Source organism: Actinotalea solisilvae, assembly GCF_016464425.1.
GTDB classification, from domain to species: Bacteria; Actinomycetota; Actinomycetes; order Actinomycetales; family Cellulomonadaceae; genus Actinotalea; species Actinotalea solisilvae.
Genome location: NZ_JADDKQ010000024.1, coordinates 43,932 through 65,393 on the forward strand (window position 1 = coordinate 43,932; position 21,462 = coordinate 65,393).

The 21,462-nt window shown below is 73.8% G+C and carries 17 protein-coding genes; all 17 read left to right on the top strand.

From position 1 onward, the window contains the following. Nucleotides 1–10: 10 nt before the first annotated feature. Nucleotides 11–562, top strand: a complete 552-nt coding sequence (locus JIG38_RS17580; RefSeq protein WP_199425027.1) for a NuoB/complex I 20 kDa subunit family protein — start codon at nt 11–13, stop codon at nt 560–562. Next, nucleotides 559–1,398: an NADH-quinone oxidoreductase subunit C gene (locus JIG38_RS17585; RefSeq protein ID WP_307845006.1), complete on the top strand. Its 840-nt coding sequence runs from the start codon at nt 559–561 to the stop codon at nt 1,396–1,398. The genes JIG38_RS17580 and JIG38_RS17585 overlap by 4 nt, the downstream gene beginning before the upstream one ends. Next, a complete protein-coding gene (locus tag JIG38_RS17590; protein WP_199425028.1) occupies nt 1,398–2,750 on the top strand; it encodes an NADH-quinone oxidoreductase subunit D in 1,353 nt (450 codons plus the stop codon). Before JIG38_RS17585 ends, JIG38_RS17590 begins: the two co-directional genes overlap by 1 nt. Continuing rightward, complete coding sequence (gene nuoE, locus JIG38_RS17595; protein ID WP_199425029.1) at nt 2,750–3,580, top strand: NADH-quinone oxidoreductase subunit NuoE; 831 nt, start codon at nt 2,750–2,752, stop codon at nt 3,578–3,580. The genes JIG38_RS17590 and nuoE overlap by 1 nt, the downstream gene beginning before the upstream one ends. Next, nucleotides 3,580–4,938, top strand: coding sequence for an NADH-quinone oxidoreductase subunit NuoF (nuoF, locus tag JIG38_RS17600; RefSeq protein WP_199425030.1), 1,359 nt, complete (start codon nt 3,580–3,582; stop codon nt 4,936–4,938). The genes nuoE and nuoF overlap by 1 nt, the downstream gene beginning before the upstream one ends. After that, the gene (locus tag JIG38_RS17605; protein ID WP_199425031.1) at nt 4,935–7,619 is read left to right on the top strand and encodes an NADH-quinone oxidoreductase subunit G; all 2,685 of its coding nucleotides are present in this window, start codon (nt 4,935–4,937) and stop codon (nt 7,617–7,619) included. The genes nuoF and JIG38_RS17605 overlap by 4 nt, the downstream gene beginning before the upstream one ends. Beyond that, nucleotides 7,619–9,070: an NADH-quinone oxidoreductase subunit NuoH gene (gene nuoH, locus JIG38_RS17610; protein ID WP_199425032.1), complete on the top strand. Its 1,452-nt coding sequence runs from the start codon at nt 7,619–7,621 to the stop codon at nt 9,068–9,070. Before JIG38_RS17605 ends, nuoH begins: the two co-directional genes overlap by 1 nt. Before the next feature lie 76 nt (nt 9,071–9,146). Next, nucleotides 9,147–9,860 (top strand): NADH-quinone oxidoreductase subunit NuoI, encoded by a 714-nt coding sequence (gene nuoI, locus JIG38_RS17615; RefSeq protein WP_307845009.1) that lies wholly within the window; start codon nt 9,147–9,149, stop codon nt 9,858–9,860. Continuing rightward, entirely contained in the window at nt 9,857–10,696 is an 840-nt protein-coding gene (locus tag JIG38_RS17620) for an NADH-quinone oxidoreductase subunit J (RefSeq protein ID WP_199425034.1), read from the top strand. The genes nuoI and JIG38_RS17620 overlap by 4 nt, the downstream gene beginning before the upstream one ends. Continuing rightward, complete coding sequence (gene nuoK, locus JIG38_RS17625) at nt 10,693–10,992, top strand: NADH-quinone oxidoreductase subunit NuoK (protein ID WP_199425035.1); 300 nt, start codon at nt 10,693–10,695, stop codon at nt 10,990–10,992. Before JIG38_RS17620 ends, nuoK begins: the two co-directional genes overlap by 4 nt. An 85-nt stretch (nt 10,993–11,077) precedes the next feature. Continuing rightward, complete coding sequence (gene nuoL / locus JIG38_RS17630; protein ID WP_307845010.1) at nt 11,078–13,024, top strand: NADH-quinone oxidoreductase subunit L; 1,947 nt, start codon at nt 11,078–11,080, stop codon at nt 13,022–13,024. 13 nt (nt 13,025–13,037) lie between these two features. Further along, nucleotides 13,038–14,702, top strand: coding sequence for an NADH-quinone oxidoreductase subunit M (locus JIG38_RS17635; RefSeq protein WP_199425036.1), 1,665 nt, complete (start codon nt 13,038–13,040; stop codon nt 14,700–14,702). Beyond that, nucleotides 14,699–16,282, top strand: a complete 1,584-nt coding sequence (nuoN, locus tag JIG38_RS17640; RefSeq protein ID WP_199425037.1) for an NADH-quinone oxidoreductase subunit NuoN — start codon at nt 14,699–14,701, stop codon at nt 16,280–16,282. Before JIG38_RS17635 ends, nuoN begins: the two co-directional genes overlap by 4 nt. After that, nucleotides 16,279–17,283 carry a polyprenyl synthetase family protein gene (locus JIG38_RS17645; protein WP_199425038.1) on the top strand — a complete coding sequence of 335 codons (1,005 nt, stop codon included), beginning with the start codon at nt 16,279–16,281 and terminating at the stop codon, nt 17,281–17,283. The genes nuoN and JIG38_RS17645 overlap by 4 nt, the downstream gene beginning before the upstream one ends. Nucleotides 17,284–17,487: 204 nt before the next feature. Continuing rightward, complete coding sequence (locus tag JIG38_RS17650; protein ID WP_307845007.1) at nt 17,488–18,303, top strand: PP2C family protein-serine/threonine phosphatase; 816 nt, start codon at nt 17,488–17,490, stop codon at nt 18,301–18,303. Then, on the top strand, nt 18,300–19,832 hold the full coding sequence (locus JIG38_RS21155) for an FHA domain-containing protein (RefSeq protein ID WP_199425040.1): 1,533 nt from the start codon (nt 18,300–18,302) through the stop codon (nt 19,830–19,832). The genes JIG38_RS17650 and JIG38_RS21155 overlap by 4 nt, the downstream gene beginning before the upstream one ends. After that, the gene (locus JIG38_RS17660) at nt 19,829–21,442 is read left to right on the top strand and encodes a serine/threonine-protein kinase (RefSeq protein WP_199425041.1); all 1,614 of its coding nucleotides are present in this window, start codon (nt 19,829–19,831) and stop codon (nt 21,440–21,442) included. Before JIG38_RS21155 ends, JIG38_RS17660 begins: the two co-directional genes overlap by 4 nt. Nucleotides 21,443–21,462 lie beyond the last annotated feature (20 nt).

The window sequence follows — 21,462 nt, forward strand, 5'->3', positions numbered from 1 at the left end:
GAGGAGAGCCATGGGCATCGAGGACGCACCGTCCGGCTTCCTGCTGACCACGATCGAGGACCTCGCGGGGTACTTCCGCAAGGCCTCGCTGTGGCCGGTGACGTTCGGCCTGGCCTGCTGCGCCATCGAGATGATGGCCGCCGGCACGCCGCGCTTCGACATCTCCCGCTTCGGCATGGAGGTCTTCCGCGCGTCGCCGCGCCAGGCCGACCTCATGATCGTCGCGGGCCGCGTGAGCCAGAAGATGGCCCCGGTCGTCCGCCAGGTCTACGACCAGATGTCCGAGCCCAAGTGGGTCCTCGCGATGGGCGTCTGCGCGTCGTCGGGCGGCATGTTCAACAACTACGCGATCGTCCAGGGCGTCGACCACATCGTGCCCGTCGACATCTACCTGCCGGGCTGCCCGCCGCGGCCGGAGATGCTCATCAACGCGATCCTCACGCTGCACGAGCAGATCCAGGCCGAGCCGCTCGGCGTCAACCGCACCGAGGCGGCCCGCGCGGCCGAGGCGGCGGCGCTCGGCGCGACCCCGACGTCCCAGATGAAGGGCCTGCTGCGGTGAGCGAGACCCCCGCGACCGGCCGCGTGCCGGACGAGAAGAAGGACGCGGCGGCCGCGGTCAAGGGCACGCCGGTCGTCGGCGACCAGACCTCCGCGACCCCCCAGAGCACCACCGAGACGGCGCAGGAGACGGGTGCGCAGCACCTCGCGGCGCCGCTCGGCGCGCGGCACCCGCAGCTCGAGGTCGTGGCGGTCCGCGAGGGCATGTTCGGCGCGCGCGACGGCGGCGACACCACCGGCTTCGGCGGTCTCGTCCAGACGATCGCGATGCCCGGGCCCAGCGAGCGCCCCTACGGCGGCTGGTTCGACGAGGTCGTCGACATCCTCGCCGAGGTGCTCGCCGAGGCCGGCACCGCCTACGACGACGCGGTCGAGAAGGTCGTCGTCGACCGCGAGGAGCTCACGCTCTTCGTCCGCCGCGAGCACCTCGTGGCCGTGTGCCAGGCGCTGCGCGACGACCAGGACCTGCGCTTCGAGCTCGGCCTCGGCGTCTCGGGCGTGCACTACCCGGCCGACACGGGCCGCGAGCTGCACGCGGTCTACCAGCTGCGCTCGATCACGCACGGGCGCGCGCTGCGCCTCGAGGTCGCCGTGGCGGACGCGGACCCGCACATCCCGTCGAGCGTCGCCGTCTACCCGGGCCACGACTGGCACGAGCGCGAGACGTACGACTTCTTCGGCATCGTCTTCGACGGCCACCCCGGCCTGGCCCGGATCGAGATGCCGGACGACTGGCCGGGCCACCCCCAGCGCAAGGACTACCCGCTGGGCGGCATCCCGGTGGAGTACAAGGGCGCGAGCATCCCGCCGCCCGACGAGCGGAGGTCGTACAGCTGATGGCCACGTCCCAGACCCCCCACGCGAGCCCGTACATCGTCGACGAGTCCACCGAGGGCGTCCCGAGCTTCGAGGCGTCCGGCGGCGACTGGTCGGAGATCGCCGAGGAGGCCGCGCGCCTCGGCGAGGAGCGCATCGTCGTCAACATGGGCCCGCAGCACCCGTCCACGCACGGCGTGCTCCGCCTCATGCTCGAGATCGACGGCGAGACGGTGACCGAGGCCCGCTGCGGCATCGGCTACCTGCACACCGGCATCGAGAAGAACATGGAGTTCCGCACCTGGGTGCAGGGCCCCACGTTCTGCACGCGCATGGACTACCTGGCCAACATGTTCCAGGAGACGGCGTACTGCCTCGCGGTCGAGAAGCTGCTCGGCATCACCGACGACATCCCGGAGCGCGCCACGGTCATCCGCGTGATGATGATGGAGCTCCAGCGTGTCTCGTCCCACCTCGTGTGCCTCGCCACCGGCGGCAACGAGCTGGGCGCGACGACGATCATGACCGTGGGCTTCACGGCCCGCGAGGAGATCCTGCGGATCTTCGAGCTCATCACCGGCCTGCGGATGAACATGGCCTACGTGCGCCCGGGCGGCGTCGCGCAGGACATCCCGCCGGGTGCGCTGGACACGGTCCGCGAGGCGATCCCGGTCATCAAGGACTACATCCGCCAGCTCGGCGACCTCATGCTCGCCAACCCGATCTACAAGGGGCGCACGGTCGGCGTCGGGCACCTGAGCCTGGCCGGCTGCATGGCGCTCGGGATCACCGGGCCGGTGCTGCGCTCGGCCGGCCTGCCGTACGACGTGCGCAAGGCCGACCCGTACTGCGGGTACGAGACCTACGACTTCGAGGTCCCGACCTCGACCGAGGCCGACTCCTACTCGCGCACCGTGCTGCGGATGGAGGAGTGCTACCAGTCGCTCCGCATCGTCGAGCAGGCGGCCGACCGTCTCCAGGCGATGGGTGCGGGCCCGGTCATGGTCGCGGACAAGAAGATCGCCTGGCCCGCGCAGCTCGCCATCGGGTCGGACGGCATGGGCAACTCGCTCGACCACATCAAGCAGATCATGGGCACCTCGATGGAGGCCCTGATCCACCACTTCAAGCTGGTCACCGAGGGCTTCCGGGTCCCGGCCGGCCAGGTGTTCCAGACCGTCGAGCACCCGCGCGGCGAGCTGGGCGTCCACCTCGTCTCCGACGGCGGCACGCGGCCGTACCGGGCGCACTTCCGCGACCCGTCCTTCAACAACCTGCAGGCCGTGTCCCTGATGTGCGAGGGCGGCCAGGTGGCCGACGTCGTCGTCGCGGTGGCCGCGCTCGACCCTGTCCTGGGAGGGGTGGACCGCTGATGACGACCACCGCGTACGAGCCCTACGAGGGCACCAAGCTCGAGCGGCTCACGGCGGACGCCGCCGTGGCCATGGCGAGGTACCCGGACCCGCGGTCGGCGCTGCTGCCGCTCCTGCACCTCGTGCAGTCCGAGGACGGCTACGTCAGCCCGGACGGCATCCAGTTCTGCGCGCGCACGCTGGGGCTCAGCACGGCCGAGGTCTCCGCGGTCGCGACGTTCTACACGCAGTACAAGCGCCACCCCAACGGCGAGTACACGGTGGGCGTCTGCACCAACACGCTCTGCGCCGTCATGGGCGGCGACGCGATCTTCGACGAGCTCTCCGAGCACCTCGGCGTGGGCCACGACGAGACGACGGCCGACGGCAAGATCACGCTCGAGCGCGTCGAGTGCAACGCGGCCTGCGACTACGCGCCCGTGATGATGGTCAACTGGGAGTTCTTCGACAACCAGACCCCCGCCTCGGCCAAGGACGTGGCGGACCGGCTGCGCGCGGGCGAGCCCGTCGCGCCGACGCGCGGCGCGGCGTCGGTGTGCTCCTTCAAGCAGATGTCCCGCGTGCTCGCGGGCTTCTCGGACGGCCGCGCCGACGAGGGCGTGGGCGCCGGGTCGGCGTCGCTCGCCGGCACCCGGCTCGCGCGCGAGAAGGGCTGGCGCGCCCCGTCGGCCGACTCGGGCCAGGCCGTCGACCCGACGGCCGAGGCGGTCGGCGCGGGCACGACGCCGATCACGCCGGGCCGCACGTCGAGCACCGACACCCCGTCCGCGCCGCCCACAGGCGGCACGGCCGACACCCCGACCGGGCGCGAGCCGAGCAAGGAGGCGTGATGGCGACGACCCTGAGCCCCGTGCTCACCGCGACGTGGGACGCCGACCGTTCCTGGAGCCTGGCGACGTACGAGGCGCACGGCGGCTACGCCGGGCTGCGCCGCGCGCTCGGCATGCCCGCGGCCGACGTCGTGACGGCCGTCAAGGACTCGGGCCTGCGCGGCCGCGGCGGCGCCGGCTTCCCGACCGGCCTCAAGTGGAGCTTCCTGCCCGCGCCCGACGGCGGCCCGCGCTACCTCGTCGTCAACGCGGACGAGTCCGAGCCGGGCACGTGCAAGGACATCCCGCTGATGATGGCCAACCCGCAGGCGCTCGTGGAGGGCGTGGCGATCACGTCCTACGCGATCGGGTGCCACCACGCCTTCATCTACATCCGCGGCGAGGTGCTGCACGTCTACCGCCGGGTGCTGCGCGCCGTGGAGGAGGCCTACGCGAAGGGCTGGCTCGGGAAGGACATCCAGGGCAGCGGCTTCGACCTCGAGGTCACCGTCCACGCGGGCGCCGGCGCCTACATCTGCGGCGAGGAGACCGCGCTCCTCGACTCGCTCGAGGGCCGCCGGGGCCAGCCGCGCCTCAAGCCGCCGTTCCCCGCGGTCGCAGGCCTCTACGCGCGTCCGACCGTCGTCAACAACGTCGAGTCGATCGCGTCCGTGCCCTCGATCCTCGCGAACGGCGTGGACTGGTTCCGCTCGATGGGCACCGAGAAGTCGACGGGCTTCGGGCTGTTCTCGCTCTCGGGCCACGTGACGCGGCCGGGGCAGTACGAGGCGCCCCTGGGCATCACGCTGCGCGAGCTGCTCGACATGGCGGGCGGCGTGCGCGCGGGTCACGAGCTGAAGTTCTGGACCCCGGGCGGGTCCTCGACGCCGCTCTTCACGGCCGAGCACCTCGACGTCCCGCTCGACTACGAGTCGGTCGGCGCCGCGGGCTCGATGCTCGGCACCCGCGCGCTGCAGATCTTCGACGAGACCACGTGCGTCGTGCGCGCCATCACGCGGTGGGCCGAGTTCTACGCGCACGAGTCGTGCGGCAAGTGCACGCCGTGCCGCGAGGGCACCTACTGGCTCAAGCAGGTGCTCGCCCGCATCGAGCACGGCCAGGGCACGCTCGAGGACCTGGACACCCTGCTCGACGTCTGCGACAACATCCTCGGCCGCGCCTTCTGCGCCCTGGGCGACGGCGCGACGTCGACCATCACCTCGGGCATCGCGCTGTTCCGCGACGAGTTCGAGGCGCACGTCACCGGGGGCGGCTGCCCCCTCGACCCGGCCGCGTCGGCCCTCTTCGAGTACACCCCGCGCCGCCGTGCCGACCTGCACGCGCTCTCCGGGGTCCCCGCAGGAACGGTGGGAGCATGACGACGACCACGCCCAAGCCCGCGACCGCCGGGGGCGCGCCCGCCCCCGCGGGCGAGGTGACCTTCACGATCGACGACGTCGAGGTCGCGGTCCCGAAGGGCACGCTCGTGATCCGGGCCGCCGAGCAGATCGGCATCCAGATCCCGCGCTTCTGCGACCACCCGCTGCTGCAGCCCGCGGGCGCGTGCCGCCAGTGCCTCGTCGAGGTCTCGACGCCCGACCGCGAGGGCAACGTCCGGCCCATGCCCAAGCCCCAGGCGTCCTGCACGCTCGAGGCGACGCCGGGCATGGTCGTGCGCACGCAGCGCACGTCGGCGGTCGCCGACAAGGCGCAGCACGGGGTCATGGAGCTGCTGCTCATCAACCACCCGCTCGACTGCCCGACCTGCGACAAGGGCGGCGAGTGCCCCCTGCAGAACCAGGCGATGAGCAACGGGCGCGCGACGAGCCGGTTCCACGACGTCAAGCGCACGTTCCCCAAGCCGCTCGCGATCTCGACCGAGATCCTGCTCGACCGCGAGCGGTGCGTGCTGTGCCAGCGCTGCACGCGCTTCTCCGACGAGATCGCGGGCGACCCGTTCATCGACCTGCAGCAGCGCGGCGTGCGCCAGCAGATCGGCGTCTTCGACCCGGCGGTCCTCGGCTTCGCCGGCTCCGAGCGGGCCGAGACGTACCGCGGGGTCCAGCCGGACGGCACGCCGCTCCCGGTCGCCGTCGGGCAGCCCGCGGTCGAGGGGTCCGTCGTCGGGCCCGTGGGAGCGGCGACGCTCGACGCCTCGGGCCGCGCCTTCGCGTCCTACTTCTCGGGCAACACGATCCAGATCTGCCCGGTCGGCGCGCTCACCAACGCCGCGTACCGGTTCCGCGCCCGGCCGTTCGACCTCGTGTCGACGCCCGGCGTCTCGGAGCACGACAGCAACGGCGCCGCGATCCGCGTCGACCACCGCCGGGGCGTCGTGCTGCGCCGCCTCGCGCAGGAGGACGCCGCGGTCAACGAGGAGTGGATCAGCGACAAGGACCGCTTCGCGTTCACCTGGCAGGGCATGCCGGACCGCCTCACGGTCCCCCTCGTGCGCGACCGCGCCGAGGACGGCACGCCGGGCGAGCTGCGCCCCGCGAGCTGGGCCGAGGCGCTCGAGGTCGCGGCCGAGGGTCTCGCCGCGGCGCGCGACGCCGGCGGCGTCGGCGTGCTGCCCGGCGGTCGCCTGCCGATCGAGGACGCGTACGCCTACGCGAAGTTCGCGCGCGTGGTGCTCGGCACCAACGACGTCGACCACCGCGCGCGGCCCCACTCGGCGGAGGAGGAGGCGTTCCTCGCCCACCACGTCGCGGGCGCCCGCATGTCGGTGACGTTCGCCGACCTCGAGACGGCTCCCGTGACGCTCCTCGTGGCGTTCGAGCCCGAGGACGAGGGCGGCATCACCTTCCTGCGCCTGCGCAAGGGCGTCCAGAAGAACCGGAACCGCGTCTTCTCGGTCGCGCCGTTCGCGAGCCGGGCGCTCGAGCGCCTCGACGCGCGCCTCGTCGCCGCCGCGCCGGGGACGGAGCCCGAGGTCCTCGACGCGCTCGGCGGTCCCCGGGCCGACGGCGTGCTGGCCGAGCTGGGCGCCGCGCTCGACGCGTCCGCCGTCATCCTCGTGGGCGAGCGGCTCGCGACCGTGCCGGGCGGCCTCAGCGCCGTGCTGCGCCTCGCACGCCGGACGGGTGCGCGCCTCGCGTGGGTCCCGCGCCGTGCGGGCGAGCGCGCGGGCGTCGAGATGGGCACGCTGCCGGGGCTGCTCCCGGGCGGACGGCCCGTGACCGACGCGCAGGCGCGGGTCGACCTCGCGGCCGCGTGGGACGTCGAGAGCCTGCCCGCCGCGCCCGGCCGTGACACGAGCGCGATCCTCGCCGACGCGGCGCAGGGCACGCTGGGCGGCCTCCTCGTCGGCGGCGTCGACCCGGTCGACCTGCCGGACCCGGCGCTCGCGCGCGCCGCGCTCGAGCGCGTCGGCTTCGTCGTGTCGCTCGAGGTCCGCGCGTCCGCGGTGACCGCGCTGGCCGACGTCGTGCTGCCGGTCGCGCCGCCCGTCGAGAAGGCCGGCACGTACCTCAACTGGGAGGGCCGCTTGCGGCCGTTCCCGCAGGCGCTGACGTCGACCGCGATGGCCGACCACCGCGTCCTGGACGCGCTCGCCGACGCCCTGGGCACGACGCTCGGGCTGCGCACGACCGCGGCGGTGCACGCCGAGGTCGACGCGATCGGCGCGTGGGACGGCGGACGCGCGCCCGCGCCCGAGGTCGCCGCGGCCGAGCCGCCCGCCCTGGGCGACGGCCAGGCCGTGCTCGCGACGTGGCACCAGCTGCTCGACGCCGGACGCTGCCAGGACGGCGAGGCGTTCCTCGCCGGGACCGCCCAGCGCCCGGTGGCGCGCGTGTCGGCGGCGACCGCCGCGGCCGTCGGCGTCGCCACGGGCGACGCGCTGACGGTGCGCACGGGTGCGGGCCGCGTGGTCCTGCCCGCGGTCGTGACCCCGATGCCCGACGGCGTGGTGTGGGTGCCCACCCACTCGACCGGCTCCACGGTCCGCCCGACGCTGCGCGTCGACGCGGGGGCCGTGGTCGACCTCGCCCCCGCGGCGCTGCCGGTCCACGCCGGTGCCGCACCCGCTGACGCACGGACCGACGGAGAGGTGCAGTGATGGCCGGTCTCACGGGTCTGGCGACCCTGGGCGCGCCGCTGGCGACCGCCGTCGACGTCCCGGCGGCCGCCGACTTCAGCAACGACACCTGGTGGATCGTCCTCATCAAGGCGGTCGGCATCGTCGTCTTCCTGCTGACGAGCGTGCTCATCGCGATCTGGTTCGAGCGCAAGGTCGTGGCGCGGATGCAGATCCGTCCCGGGCCCAACGTGCACGGGCCGTTCGGGCTGCTCCAGTCGCTGGCCGACGCGATGAAGCTCCTGCTCAAGGAGGACATCAACGTCCGGGCCGCGGACAAGCTGGTCTACATCGTCGCGCCGATGATCTCGGTGTTCTGCGCGCTGCTGACGTTCGCGGTCATCCCGCTCGGTCCGGCCGTGTCGATGTTCGGCGTCGTGACGCCCGTCCAGCTCACCGACTTCCCCGTCGCGGTCCTCTACATCCTCGCGGCGACCTCGGTCGGCGTGTACGGGATCGTGCTGGGCGGCTGGGCCTCGGGCTCGACCTACCCGCTCCTCGGCGCCGTGCGCTCGACCGCGCAGGTCATCTCCTACGAGCTCGCGATGGGCCTGTCGCTCGTCAGCGTCTTCGTCCTCGCCGGCTCGATGTCCACGTCGCAGATCGTCAGCTCGCAGACGACCGTCTGGTGGTTCCTGCCGCTGCTGCCGGCCTTCGTCATCTACTTCATCTCGATGGTCGGCGAGGTCAACCGCCTGCCGTTCGACCTGCCCGAGGCCGAGGGCGAGCTCGTGTCGGGCTTCATGACCGAGTACTCGTCGATGAAGTTCGCGTGGTTCTTCCTCGCCGAGTACATCAACATGCTCAACGTCTCGGCCGTCGCGACCACGCTGTTCTTCGGCGGCTGGCGCGCGCCGTGGCCGATCTCCGCGATCAACGACGGCATGTTCAACGAGGGCTGGTGGCCGGTCCTCTGGTTCCTCGCCAAGCTCTGGTTCTTCATGTTCCTGTTCGTCTGGATCCGCGGCACGCTGCTGCGCTTCCGCTACGACCAGTTCATGAAGTTCGGCTGGAAGGTCCTCATCCCCGTCGCGCTCGCGTGGATCGTCTGCGTCGCCGTCGTGCAGGGGGTGCGGCAGTTCACCGACGTGGACCTGCGCACGCTGCTCATCGCGCTCGGCGTCGTCGCCGTCGTCGGCATCGGCCTGTCCTTCCTCGTCCCCGAGAAGAAGCCCGAGCCCGAGCGCGAGCCGGAGGCGTTCGACGCGTTCGCGGGCGGCTACCCTGTCCCGCCGCTGCCCGGCCAGACGCTGCCGCCGTCGCCACGGCGCCAGCGGCTCCAGGCGCAGGCGGCCGCGTCGACCGGTGCGCCGGTCGCCACGATCACGGAGTCGCCCGCTCGCACGGACGGCGCCGACGGTGCAGACAGGGCCGACAGTGCCGACGCCGACGAGACACCCGCCGAGGGCGAGCAGGAGGAGACCCGTGGCTGACAAGGACCTCAGCCGGCGCGACCGCGACGCCGGCGCCGTCGGAGCGGCGGGCGAGGGGCACGAGTACACCTCGCTCATCGAGCCCAAGAAGGGCGTGGGCGAGGTGCTCGCCCCCGTGGCGGGCTTCGGCGTGACGCTGTCGTCGATGTTCAAGCCGACGGTCACGGAGCAGTACCCGTTCGAGAAGGTGCCCACCAAGCCCCGCTACCACGGGCGGCACCAGCTCAACCGGTATCCCGACGGCCTCGAGAAGTGCATCGGCTGCGAGCTGTGCGCGTGGGCCTGCCCGGCCGACGCCATCTACGTCGAGGGCGCGGACAACGCGCCGGACGCGCAGTTCTCGCCGGGCGAGCGCTACGGCCGCGTCTACCAGATCAACTACCTGCGCTGCATCTTCTGCGGCCTCTGCATCGAGGCGTGCCCGACGCGCGCGCTGACGATGACGAACGAGTACGAGCTCGCCGGTCCCACCCGCCGCGGCATGATCTACGAGAAGCAGGACCTGCTCGCGCCCATGGGTGAGGGCATGCTCGGCGCCCCGCACCCGATGGTGCCCGGCACGGAGGACACGGACTACTACCGCGGCGCGGTCACGGGCCCGGTCCCCGAGCAGATCGACTGGGTCGCGCAGTGGCGGCCCGAGGACGCGACGCTGCCCACGCTGCGACCGGGCCACCAGGTGCCCGGCTCGGGCGAGCGCGAGCCGTCCGCCGAGCTCGCCGAGCCGATGGAGCACGGCCAGCCGGCCAAGGTCGACGCGTCGGCCTCGCACGGGAAGGGAACCCGGTGAAGGCGCTCGACCTCGCGACCTCGCTCGCGGAGCAGGGCACGACGTCGACCGGTGAGGCGGTCCTGTTCTGGGTCATCGGCCCGGTCATGGTCCTCGCCGCGCTCGGCCTGCTGTTCGCGCGCAAGACGGTCCACGCCGCGATGAGCATCGTCGTGGTGATGATCAGCCTCGCGATCCTCTACGTCGCGCAGGAGGCGCCGTTCCTCGGCGTCGTGCAGGTCATCGTCTACACGGGCGCCGTGATGATGCTCTTCCTCTTCGTGCTCATGCTCGTGGGCGTCGACGCGTCGGACTCGCTCGTCGAGACCATCAGCGGCCAGCGCTGGATCGGCGCGCTCCTCGGGCTCGGCCTCGCCGTCGTGCTCACGGGCGTCGTCCTCACGGCCGCCGACGTCGCGCCGGTCGGCCTCGCGGCGGCGAACGCCGACGGCAACCCCGTGGGCGTCGCGCGCGTGATCTTCGCGGACCACGTGTTCGCGCTCGAGGTCGTCGGCACGCTGCTCGTCATCGCGGCCCTCGGGGCGCTCGTGCTCACGCACCGGCAGCGCCTCACGCGCCACGTCGGCCAGCGCGAGCGCGCGGACGCCCGGGTCGCGTCCGGCGGCGTGCTCACGCCGCTGCCGTCGCCCGGCGTGTACGCGCGCAGCAACGCGATGGACGTCCCCGCGCTCGGCGCGGACGGCCGTCCGCTGGAGCACTCGGTCCCGCGCGTGCTGCGCATCCGCGGGCAGGAGCGCTCCGTCGCCGAGGTCCACGCCGAGGTCGGGGACGCGGGCGCGTCGCCCGCCGCCCAGCTGCCCGAGCGGTCCGTCACGGGTGAGGAGCAGGTCCGGTGAACCTGAGCAACTACCTGGTGCTCGCCACCATCCTGTTCTCGATCGGCGCGACGACGGTGCTGCTGCGCCGCAACGCGATCGTCGTGTTCCTCGGGGTCGAGCTCATGCTCAACGCGACGAACCTCGCGTTCGTGACCTTCGCGCGCATGCACGGCGACCTCATGGGCCAGGTCGTGGCCTTCTTCGTCATGGTCGTCGCCGCGGCCGAGGTCGTCGTCGGCCTCGCGATCATCGTCGCGATCTTCCGCACCCGCCGGTCGGCCTCGGTCGACGACGTCAACCTTCTGAAGAGCTGAGGAGCGCCGGGTGTCGACACACGTCCTTGCCGGCCTGCCCGCAGGCCTGCACACCGGCCTGGCCGCCGCGGCCGACGAGCACGCCGTGAGCGCGGCCGAGGCGACCGGGACCTTCTCCCTCGCCTGGCTGCTCGTGGCCCTGCCGCTGCTGGGTGCGGCCGTCCTGCTGCTCGCGGGCCGCCGGGCCGACCGATGGGGCCACTGGCTGGGCGTCCTCGCCTCGGCCTCGGCCTTCGTGGTCGGGGCCGTCCTGTGGGTGGCCACGCTCGGCCTGCCCGCCGACGAGCGCGTCCAGGACCTGCACCTGTTCACATGGATCCCGGCGGGCGCCTTCAGCCTCGACGCGGGCCTGCGGATCGACCCGCTGTCGCTGACCTTCGTGCTCCTCGTGACCTTCGTCGGCACGCTCATCCACGTCTACTCCGTGGCCTACATGGAGCACGACGTCGACCGGCGCCGGTTCTTCGCGTACCTCAACCTCTTCGTCGCCTCGATGCTGCTGCTCGTCCTCGCGGACAGCTACCTGCTGCTCTTCGTCGGCTGGGAGGGCGTGGGCCTCGCGTCCTACCTGCTCATCGGGTTCTGGAACCACAACCTGCCCTACGCGGTCGCCGCGAAGAAGGCGTTCATCGCCAACCGCGTCGGCGACGTCGGCATGCTCGTCGCGATCTTCATCCTCTTCGCCGAGTTCGGCGGCACGGACTTCGAGACCGTGTTCGGCGAGGCGGGCGGCGCGTCCGAGGCCGTGCTCACGGCCGCCGGCCTCATGCTCCTGCTCGCCGCGTGCGGCAAGTCGGCGCAGTTCCCGCTCCAGTCGTGGCTCGGCGACGCGATGGCCGGCCCGACCCCGGTGTCCGCGCTCATCCACGCCGCCACCATGGTCACCGCGGGCGTCTACCTCGTCGTGCGGTCCGCGCCGGTCTACGAGGGCGCCCCGACGGCGCTGCTCGTCGTCGCGATCGTCGGCGCGATCACGCTGCTCTTCGGGGCGATCGTCGGCTGCGCGAAGGACGACATCAAGAAGACGCTCGCGGCGTCGACGATGTCCCAGATCGGCTACATGATGCTGGCCGCGGGCCTCGGCCCGATCGGCTACGCGTTCGCGATCTTCCACCTGCTGACGCACGGCTTCTTCAAGGCCGGGATGTTCCTCGGCGCCGGCTCGGTGATGCACGGCATGGGCGACTCCGTCGACATGCGGCGCTACGGCGCGCTCTCGAAGTACATGAAGGTCACCTGGCTGACGTTCGCCGCCGGCTGGCTCGCGATCATCGGGTTCCCGGGCCTCTCGGGCTTCTGGAGCAAGGACAAGATCATCGAGTCGGCGTTCGCGACCGCGGACGGCCAGGGCTGGCAGCCGTGGGTGTTCGGCGGGGTCGCGCTCGTCGGCGCGGGGATCACGGCCTTCTACATGTCCCGCCTGTTCTTCATGACGTTCCACGGCGAGCGCCGCTGGACCGACGGCCACGGCGGGGGAGCGGCCGACCCGGCCGCGCCCGTGCAGCACCCGCACGAGTCGCCCGCCCTCATGACCGTCCCCATGGTGGTGCTCGCGGTGGGCTCGGTCGCGCTCGGCGGCGTGCTCTACGCCGGCGGGTTCGTCGAGTGGCTCGAGCCCGTGACCGGCCACGCCGAGCACCACGAGCCCGTGCTCGCCGTCCCGCTCATCACGGGCCTGACGATCCTGCTCGTGGCGGTCGGCGCGTTCCTCGCGTGGCGCCAGTACCACGCGTCGCCCGTCGCGGTCGTCGCGCCGCGGGGCTCGGTGCTCACCCGCGCCGCGCGCAAGGACCTGTACCAGGACGACGTCAACGAGGCGCTGCTCATGCGGCCGGGCCAGTACCTGACGCGCTCGCTCGTCTACGCCGACCGCCAGGTGGTCGACGGCGGCGCGACCGGGCTCGCGCGCCTCGTCGCCGGGTCCGGCGAGGTGGTGCGGCGGTTCCAGAACGGCTACGTCCGGTCCTACGCGTCGACCATGGTCGCCGGCATCGTCGTGCTCGCCGCCGTCGTCCTGGCGTTCCGGATCTGAGGGAAGAGACACCATGACCGACACCTTCCCCTGGCTGACCACGCTCGTCGTGGTCCCGCTGCTCGGCGCCGCCGTGCTCTGGGCCCTGCCCGGAGCCGCGCGCCGGCACGCGCGGCCCATCGCGATCACCGTCTCGCTCGTCGTGCTCGCCCTCGGCGTCCTCACCGCGCTCCAGTTCGACGTCACGCGCGCGGGCGAGCACCAGCTCTCCGAGCAGGTCCCGTGGATCCCGGCCTTCGGCGTGAGCTACGCGCTCGGCGTCGACGGCGTCGGGCTCGCGCTCGTCCTGCTGTCGGTGCTGCTGGTGCCGCTCGTCATCCTGGCGGCGTGGCGCGAGCACCCGGACGCCGTCCCGGCCGGCGCCGTCGTCGGCGCCGCGGGCACCGACCCGGCCGCGCCCGGCGCGGTCGACGCCGTGGCGGCGGGCACGACCGGCGGCGACCGGATCCGCCACTACCTGGCGCTCGTGCTCGTCCTCGAGGCCTTCATGGTCGCCGTCTTCGCGGCGCGCGACCTGTTCCTCTTCTACGTGCTCTTCGAGGCGATGCTCATCCCGGTCTACTTCATGATCGGTGCCTTCGGGGGGCTGCGCCGCCGCTACGCCGCGGTGAAGTTCCTCCTGTTCTCGCTGGTCGGCGGGCTGATCATGCTCGCGGGCGTCATCGCGCTCTACCTCCAGGGGCCGCGCGGCACCGAGGGCTTCCTCGTCGAGAACCTCGTGGGCCTCGACCTGCCGGTCACGACCGAGCGGCTGCTCTTCCTCGCGCTCTTCGTCGCCTTCGCGATCAAGGCGCCGATGTGGCCGGTCCACACCTGGCTGCCCGACGCCGCCGAGCAGGCGCCCGCGGGGACGTCCGTGCTCCTCGTCGGCGTGCTCGACAAGGTCGGCACCTTCGGCATGCTCACGCTCTGCCTGCCGCTCTTCCCCGAGGCGTCGCGCTGGGCCGCGCCCGCGATCATCGTGCTCGCGGTCGTGTCGATCCTCTACGGCGCGCTCCTGGCCATCGGCCAGGAGGACCTCATGCGCCTCATCGCCTACACGTCGGTGAGCCACTTCGGCTTCATCGTGCTCGGCATCTTCGCCTTCACCGAGGTGAGCACCCAGGGCTCGTCGCTCTACATGGTCAACCACGGCCTCTCCACGGGCGGGCTCTTCCTGCTCGCGGGCTTCCTGGTCGCGCGCCGCGGGACGGCGCGGATCTCGGCCTTCGGCGGCCTGCAGAAGGTCGTCCCCGTGCTCGCCGGGACGTTCCTCGTCGTCGGGCTCTCCGCGCTCTCGCTCCCGGGCCTGTCCACGTTCGTCAGCGAGTTCCTCGTGCTCGTCGGGACCTTCGAGGCCAACCGTCCGGCTGCGGTCGTGGCGACGCTCGGCGTCGTGCTCGCCGCCCTGTACGTCCTGCTCACCTACCAGCGCGTCTTCACCGGCCCGGTCAGGGCCGACGCGTCGGTCGTGCCCGACCTCTCGGCGCGCGAGAAGTGGGTCGTGGGCCCGCTCATCGCCGCGATGCTCGTGCTCGGCTTCGTGCCCGGACCGGCGCTGGACCTCGTGCGCGAGCCGGCCGCGGTCACGGTCGCCGACGTGCTCGAGGGGGCCGACGCGGCACAGCCGTCCGCCGAGGCGTCCGACGACGCGTCCGGCAGCAGTTCCGATTCCTCCGACGACGGGAGCGACCAGTGACCCCCGCCTTCGTGGCACCCGAGGTCCCCTGGGGACAGCTGGCGCCCGTGGTGATCGTGCTCGTGGCCGCGGTGGTCGGGGTGCTCGTCGAGGCCTTCGTGCCGCAGCGCGCGCGCCGGGCGACCCAGCTCGCGCTCGCGGTCGTCGCCCTCGCGGGCGCCGTCGTCGCGGTCGCCGCGCTCTGGCGGGACGTCATGGCGTCGGGCGGGGAGGCGCTGCTCGGCGGCTCGGTGGTGCTCGACGGCCCGACCCTCGTCCTGTGGGGCGTGCTCGCGGTGCTCGGCCTCGTGTCGCTGCTCGTCGTCGCGGACCGCACCGAGTCGGGCGAGGACGCGTTCGCGCCCTCGGCCTCGGCCGTGCCCGGGTCGGAGTACGAGGAGCTCGCGCGCCGCAAGGGCCTCGCGCAGACCGAGGTCTACCCGCTGGTGCTCTTCGCGCTCGGCGGCATGATGATCTTCCCCGCCGCGGGCGACCTGCTGACGCTCTTCGTCGCGCTCGAGGTGCTCTCGCTGCCGCTGTACCTGCTGTCCGGGATGGCGCGTCGCCGCCGCCTGTTCAGCCAGGAGGCGTCGATGAAGTACTTCCTCCTCGGCGCGTTCGCCTCGGCGTTCATGCTCTTCGGCGCGGCGCTCCTCTACGGCTTCGCCGGCTCGGTGCGGCTCGCGGACATCGCCGCCGCGACGCGCACGGTCAACGGCCTCGACGGGCTGCTGCTCGCCGGTGTCGTCCTCGTCCTCGTCGGCCTCCTCTTCAAGGTCGGCGCGGTGCCGTTCCACTCGTGGACGCCCGACGTCTACCAGGGCGCGCCGACGCCGGTCACCGGCTTCATGGCCGCGTGCACCAAGATCGCCGCCTTCGGCGCGATCCTGCGCCTCGTCTACGTGGTGCTGCCCCCGCTCGAGTGGGACCTCATGCCGCTGCTGTGGGGCGTGGCGGTGATCACCATGGTGGTCGGCACCGTGGTCGCGATCGTGCAGACCGACGTCAAGCGCATGCTCGCCTACTCCTCGATCGCGCACGCGGGCTTCGTCCTCGTGGGCGTCGTCGCGCTCACGCAGTCGGGGATCTCGTCGGTGCTCTTCTACCTGCTCGCCTACGGCCTGGCGACGATCGGCGCGTTCGCGATCGTCTCGCTGGTGCGCGAGGTCACGGCCGGCCCCGGCTCGGCGGTCGTCGCCGAGGCGACGCACATCGCGCAGTGGTCCGGCCTCGGTCAGCGCCACCCGGTGCTCGCCGCGTCGTTCGCGCTCTTCCTGCTCTCCTTCGCGGGCATCCCCCTCACCGCGGGCTTCACCGGGAAGTTCGCCGTCTTCTCGGCCGCGGTCGAGGGCGGGCTCACCTGGCTCGTCGTGGTCGGCGTGCTGGTCTCGGCGGCGGCGGTCTTCTTCTACGTCCGCCTCATCGTGCTCATGTTCTTCACGGACCCGGCGGGCACGCCGGGCGAGGCGACGACGGTCGTGCGCTCCGAGGGCTTCACCGCGGTCGCGATCGGCCTGGGGGTCGTCGGCACCATCCTGCTCGGGGTGCTGCCGTCGCCGCTGCTGGACGTGCTCGCGGACGCCGCCCGGCTGGTCCCGTGAGCTCCACGACGCTGCCGCTGGCCGACCCCGCGCTGGCCGACCTGCTCACCGAGCGGCTCGGGCTCGTCGAGGAGCGGCTCCGCGGCGCCGTCGCCCACGCGGACGTCCTCGCCGACACGGCGTCGCGCCACCTCGTCAACGCGGGCGGCAAGCGCCTGCGCCCGCTGCTCACGCTGCTCGCCGCCCAGCTCGGCGAGGGCCAGCGCCCCGAGGTCATCGACGCGGCGGTCGTCGTCGAGCTCACCCACCTCGCGACGCTCTACCACGACGACGTCATGGACTCGGCGCCCGTGCGCCGCGGGGCGCCGTCGGCGCACGAGGTGTGGGGCAACCACGTCGCGATCCTCACGGGTGACCTGCTCTTCGCGCGGGCGTCCGGCATCGTCGCGGGCCTCGGCCCGGAGGCGGTGCGGATCCAGGCCGCGACCTTCGAGCGCCTGTGCCTCGGCCAGCTCCACGAGACGGTGGGCCCCGCGCCCGACGCGGACCCGGTCGCGCACTACCTCCAGGTGCTCTCGGACAAGACGGGGTCGCTCATCGCGACCTCCGCGCGGTTCGGCGCGATGTTCGCCGGCTGCCGGCCCGACGTGGTCCAGACGCTCGTGGAGTACGGCGAGAAGGTCGGCGTCGCGTTCCAGCTCGCCGACGACGTCATCGACCTCACGTCCGCGGGCGACCAGACCGGCAAGACGCCCGGGACCGACCTGCGCGAGAAGGTCCCGACCATGCCCGCGCTGCTGCTCCGCCGTCGCGCGGCCGGTCCGGACGCGACCCCCGCGGACCGCGACCTCGTGGCGCTGCTGGACTCGGACCTCACGGACGACGCCGACCTCGACGCCGCCGTGCGGGGCCTGCGCGCGCACCCCGTCGTGGGGGAGACCCGCGACCGCGCGGTGGGCCTCGCCGACGAGGCCGTCGCGTCGCTGGGTACCCTGCCCGCGGGTCCGGTGAAGGACGCGCTCGTGTCCTTCACCCAGGCGCTGGTGGACCGCGCGTCCTGATCCACGGGTGCCCCGGACCGCCTCCGCGCGGTGCCGGCGGCGCACGCGTGGGTCCGGCGGATCTGGTTCACCCGAACGGCTCAACTCGGGCCGCGGACGAGCCGATGGTCCAGGAGCATGGTGTCCGTGCGGGTCCGAGCCCGCCGAGGGGTGACGGGGAGGGTTGTGCGCACGTCCTGGGGGTCCGCGACCGATCGCGGCAGAGTGCGCAGCCTCAACGAGGACTCGCTACTCGCGTACCCGCCCGTCTTCATGGTCGCCGACGGCATGGGCGGCCACGCCGCGGGTGACGTCGCGAGCCGCCTGGCCGTCGAGGAGTTCTCGCAGCTCGCGGGCCGCACGTCCGCCACGCCCGACGACGTCCACGAGTGCTTCCACCGCACGGCGACGCGCCTGCGGGAGACCGTCGCGGCCGGCAGCACCGCCGGCACCACCATCGCGGGCGTCGCGATCGCCGCGCACGACGGCGGGTCCTACTGGCTCGTCTTCAACATCGGCGACTCGCGCGTCTACCGGCTCTCGGGCGGCGAGCTCGAGCAGATCAGCGTCGACCACTCGGTGGTCCAGGAGATGATCGACGCCGGCGAGCTCGCGCCCCACGAGGCCGTGGGCCACCCCGAGCGCCACGTCATCACCCGCGCCGTCGGCACGGGCGCCGACCCGGACCCGGACTACTGGCTCATCCCGGCCGGCACGGCCGACCGCCTGCTCATCTGCTCCGACGGCCTGACCTCGGAGCTCGACGACGACGCGCTGCAGGCCGTGCTCCAGAGCGTGGCCGACCCGCAGGAGGCCGCGCAGCAGCTCGTCGCCGCGGCGCTCGAGGCCGGTGGCAAGGACAACGTCAGCGCCGTCGTGGTCGACGTGGCCATGGCCAACGACAGCCCCGACGTGGAGACCACCGTGCGCGCCCCCGACCGGGCCGGCGCGGAGCCGGGCCCGGAAGAGGCCTGGGACGACGAGATCGACGGGGCGACCATCCCGCGCCCCACCAGCCAGCGCCCGGAGGTCCAGTCATGATCGTCCCCCTCTACGCCCCGGGCGAGTGGTTCGCCGTGGTCGCCGACGGTCGGATCGCGCTGCTCCCGCCGAGCGTCGAGCCCGCGCTGGTCGCCGACGTCTGGTCCGCGGTGCGCGACGGCGACGGCATCACCGCGCCGCTCCAGGTGCTGCTCCGCGCGGGCCTCGCGGACCTGCCGCCGTTCGCGCTCGTCTCCGTCCAGGGCGGTCGCGCCCACACGATCGTGCGCGGCGACGTCGAGGTCGAGATGACCGGGCCGCGCGGCGGCACGGCCACCGGGGCCGAGGTCTCGACCTGGGCCGAGGAGATCCGCACCGACGTGCACGCCGTGACGGTGCGCACGCCCGGCCTCGCCGGCGCCCCCACGGCCGGCGCCCTGCCCGTGCTCGCGGCCGTCGTGCGCGCCGCGGGTGTGCGCGTCCAGCTCCTCGAGGCCGACGTCGACGGCGCCGACGTGCCGGCCGCGTCAGCCCCCGCGGACAGCGCCCTGGTGACGGCGGTACCCGCCGCCGTGCTCGCCCCCGAGGAGGAGGCGACGCCCGCGCCCGCCGCGCCCGCCGTCCCCCAGCCGGAGCCCGAGCCGGAGCCGGAGCCGGAGCCGGAGCCGGAGCCGGAGCCCGAGCCGGAGCCGGAGCCGGAGCCGGAGCCGGAGCCCGAGCCGGAGCCGGAGCCGGAGCCCGAGCCCGAGCCCGAGCCGGAGCCGGAGCCGGAGCCGGAGCCCGAGGCCCTCGCGGACGAGGCGCTGCCCGACACGCGCGCGGCGCGGCGCCACGCCCTGCCCGTCCCGCGCCCGCCGATGGGCGAGCAGACGGACCTCGGCGAGCTCGAGCACACGCTGCTGCAGCCCTCGGGCGCCCTGGCGCCGCGATCGGGCGGCGCGACGGGCGCGGCCGACGTCGGCCCGCTCGCGGGGGCCCCTGCGCCGGCCCCCGCGCCCGCACCCGCACCCGCACCCGCACCCGCACCCGCACCCGCACCCGCACCCGCGCCGGTCGCCGCGGCGCCCGCCCCGGCCCCCGTCACGACCGCGGCCGAGCCGGTGGTCGAGGCGGCCCCCGCCGAGACGGGGGAGGACCACGACGGGCTCACGGTGCTCAGCTCGGACGTCGTCGCGCTGCGCCGCCAGCTGCCCGACTGGGCCGGCGACGCCGTCCCGGCGCTGGCCGTGCCCGCGCCCCAGACGCCGCCGCCCGCCAAGATCCACCTGTCCTCGGGGCTCGTCGTCTCGCTCAACCGGCCCGTGCTGCTCGGCCGCGCGCCGCAGGTCTCGCGCGTCTCCAACAGCGAGCTCCCGCGCCTGGTCACGGTCGCGAGCCCCAACCAGGACATCTCCCGCACGCACTGCGAGATCCGGATGGACGGCGAGGACGTGCTCGTCACCGACCTGCGCTCGACCAACGGCGTTCTGCTGCTGCGCCAGGGCCAGGGCCCGCAGCGCCTGCACCCGGGCGAGCCGACCGTCGTCGAGGGCGGCGTCGTCGTCGACCTCGGCGAGGGCGTGACCTTCATCGTGGAGCGCGGCACGTGACAGCTCGGCGCGAGCCGTCGACACCACCCGTCATCCCGGGCTACGAGCCCGTCCGGCTCCTGGGGATGGGCGGCTTCGCCGACGTCTTCCTCTACCAGCAGCTGATGCCGCGCCGCTCGGTCGCGGTCAAGGTGCTGCTGGCGAGCCACCTCGGCGACGACGTGCGCGCGCGGTTCCGCACCGAGGCCGACCTCATGGCCACGCTGTCGCACCACCCCTCGATCGTCACGATCTACCAGGCCGACGTCGCCGCCGACGGGCGCCCCTTCCTGGTCATGGAGTACTGCTCGCGCCCCGGCCTCGGCCAGCGCTACCGCTCCGAGCGGATGGGCGTCGCCGAGGTGCTCCGCATCGGCATCCGCCTCGCGTCCGCGGTCGAGACGGCTCACCGCGCGGGCATCCTGCACCGCGACATCAAGCCCGCGAACGTGCTCATCACGGACTTCGGCTGGCCCGCGCTCACCGACTTCGGGATCGCGGCGACGACCGGCTGGAGCCAGGGCAGCGCCGTCGGCATGTCGATCCCGTGGTCGCCCCCCGAGCTGCTCGCCGAGGAGCCGCACGGCGACGTCCGGGCCGACGTCTACTCCCTCGCGGCCACGATCTACTCGCTCCTCGCGCGCCGGTCGCCCTTCGAGGTCGCCGACGGCACCAACACGGCGGCCGACCTCATCGCGCGCATCGAGCGCGGCGTCCTGGCGCCCACGGGCCGCGGCGACGTCCCCGAGAGCCTCCACGCCGTCCTCGCCCGCGGCATGGACCGCACGCCCGAGCGCCGTCACCACAGCGCGCTGGCGTTCGCGCGCGCCCTGCAGCAGGTCGAGGCGGAGCTCATGCTGCCGCTCACCCCGCTCGACCTGCCCGAGGAGGTCGCGCCCCCGACGGCCGACGCCGAGGACCCCGCCGACGCGCAGGCCACGCGCCTGCGGCCGGTGCAGAGCGTCTCCCCGGACGGCCCCGCGAGCCCCCAGCCCACGTCCGGCGCGCCCGTGGTGGCGGGGATCCCCGGCCCCGCTCCCCAGTTCCCCCGGCAGGCCCCGCCGGGCCCGCTCGGCGCCACGGCCCCCGGCCCGGACGAGCCCTGGCGGCCCGACCCCGCCGCGGCGGCGGGCCCGCCGCAGGGACCGACCGGCGGGACCGGCGTCCCCGAGCACTGGCAGGCACCCGCGGCGCCCGAGCCCGAGCCCGAGCCGGCGCCGCGCCGCGCCGGACGCGTCGTCGCCGGTTCCCTGGGCGCCGTCGTCGTCGTCGGCGCGCTCGTGGCCGGCGGGCTGCTCGCCTTCCGGCCCGACGCCGAACCCGAGCCCACCGCGACGCCGACGCCGTCGATGCCCGCCATCCGCGCCGTCCCGGCGCCCGCGGAGCTCGAGGGCGCCCTGCGGGACGGGGCGGCCGTCTTCACCTGGGAGAATCCGGACCCGGAGGAGGGCGACAGCTACCTGTGGGGGCTGTCGCTCGCCGGCACCGAGCCGCAGCTCGAGCTCGTGGACACCGAGACGGTCACCGTCACGGAGGTCGTCCCGGGCGAGCAGCTGTGCATCGAGGTGTCGATCGTGCGCACGGACGGCCGCTTCTCGACCAACCCGGCGGTCGCGTGCGTGCAGGGATGAGCAGCGTGGGCCGGGCGATC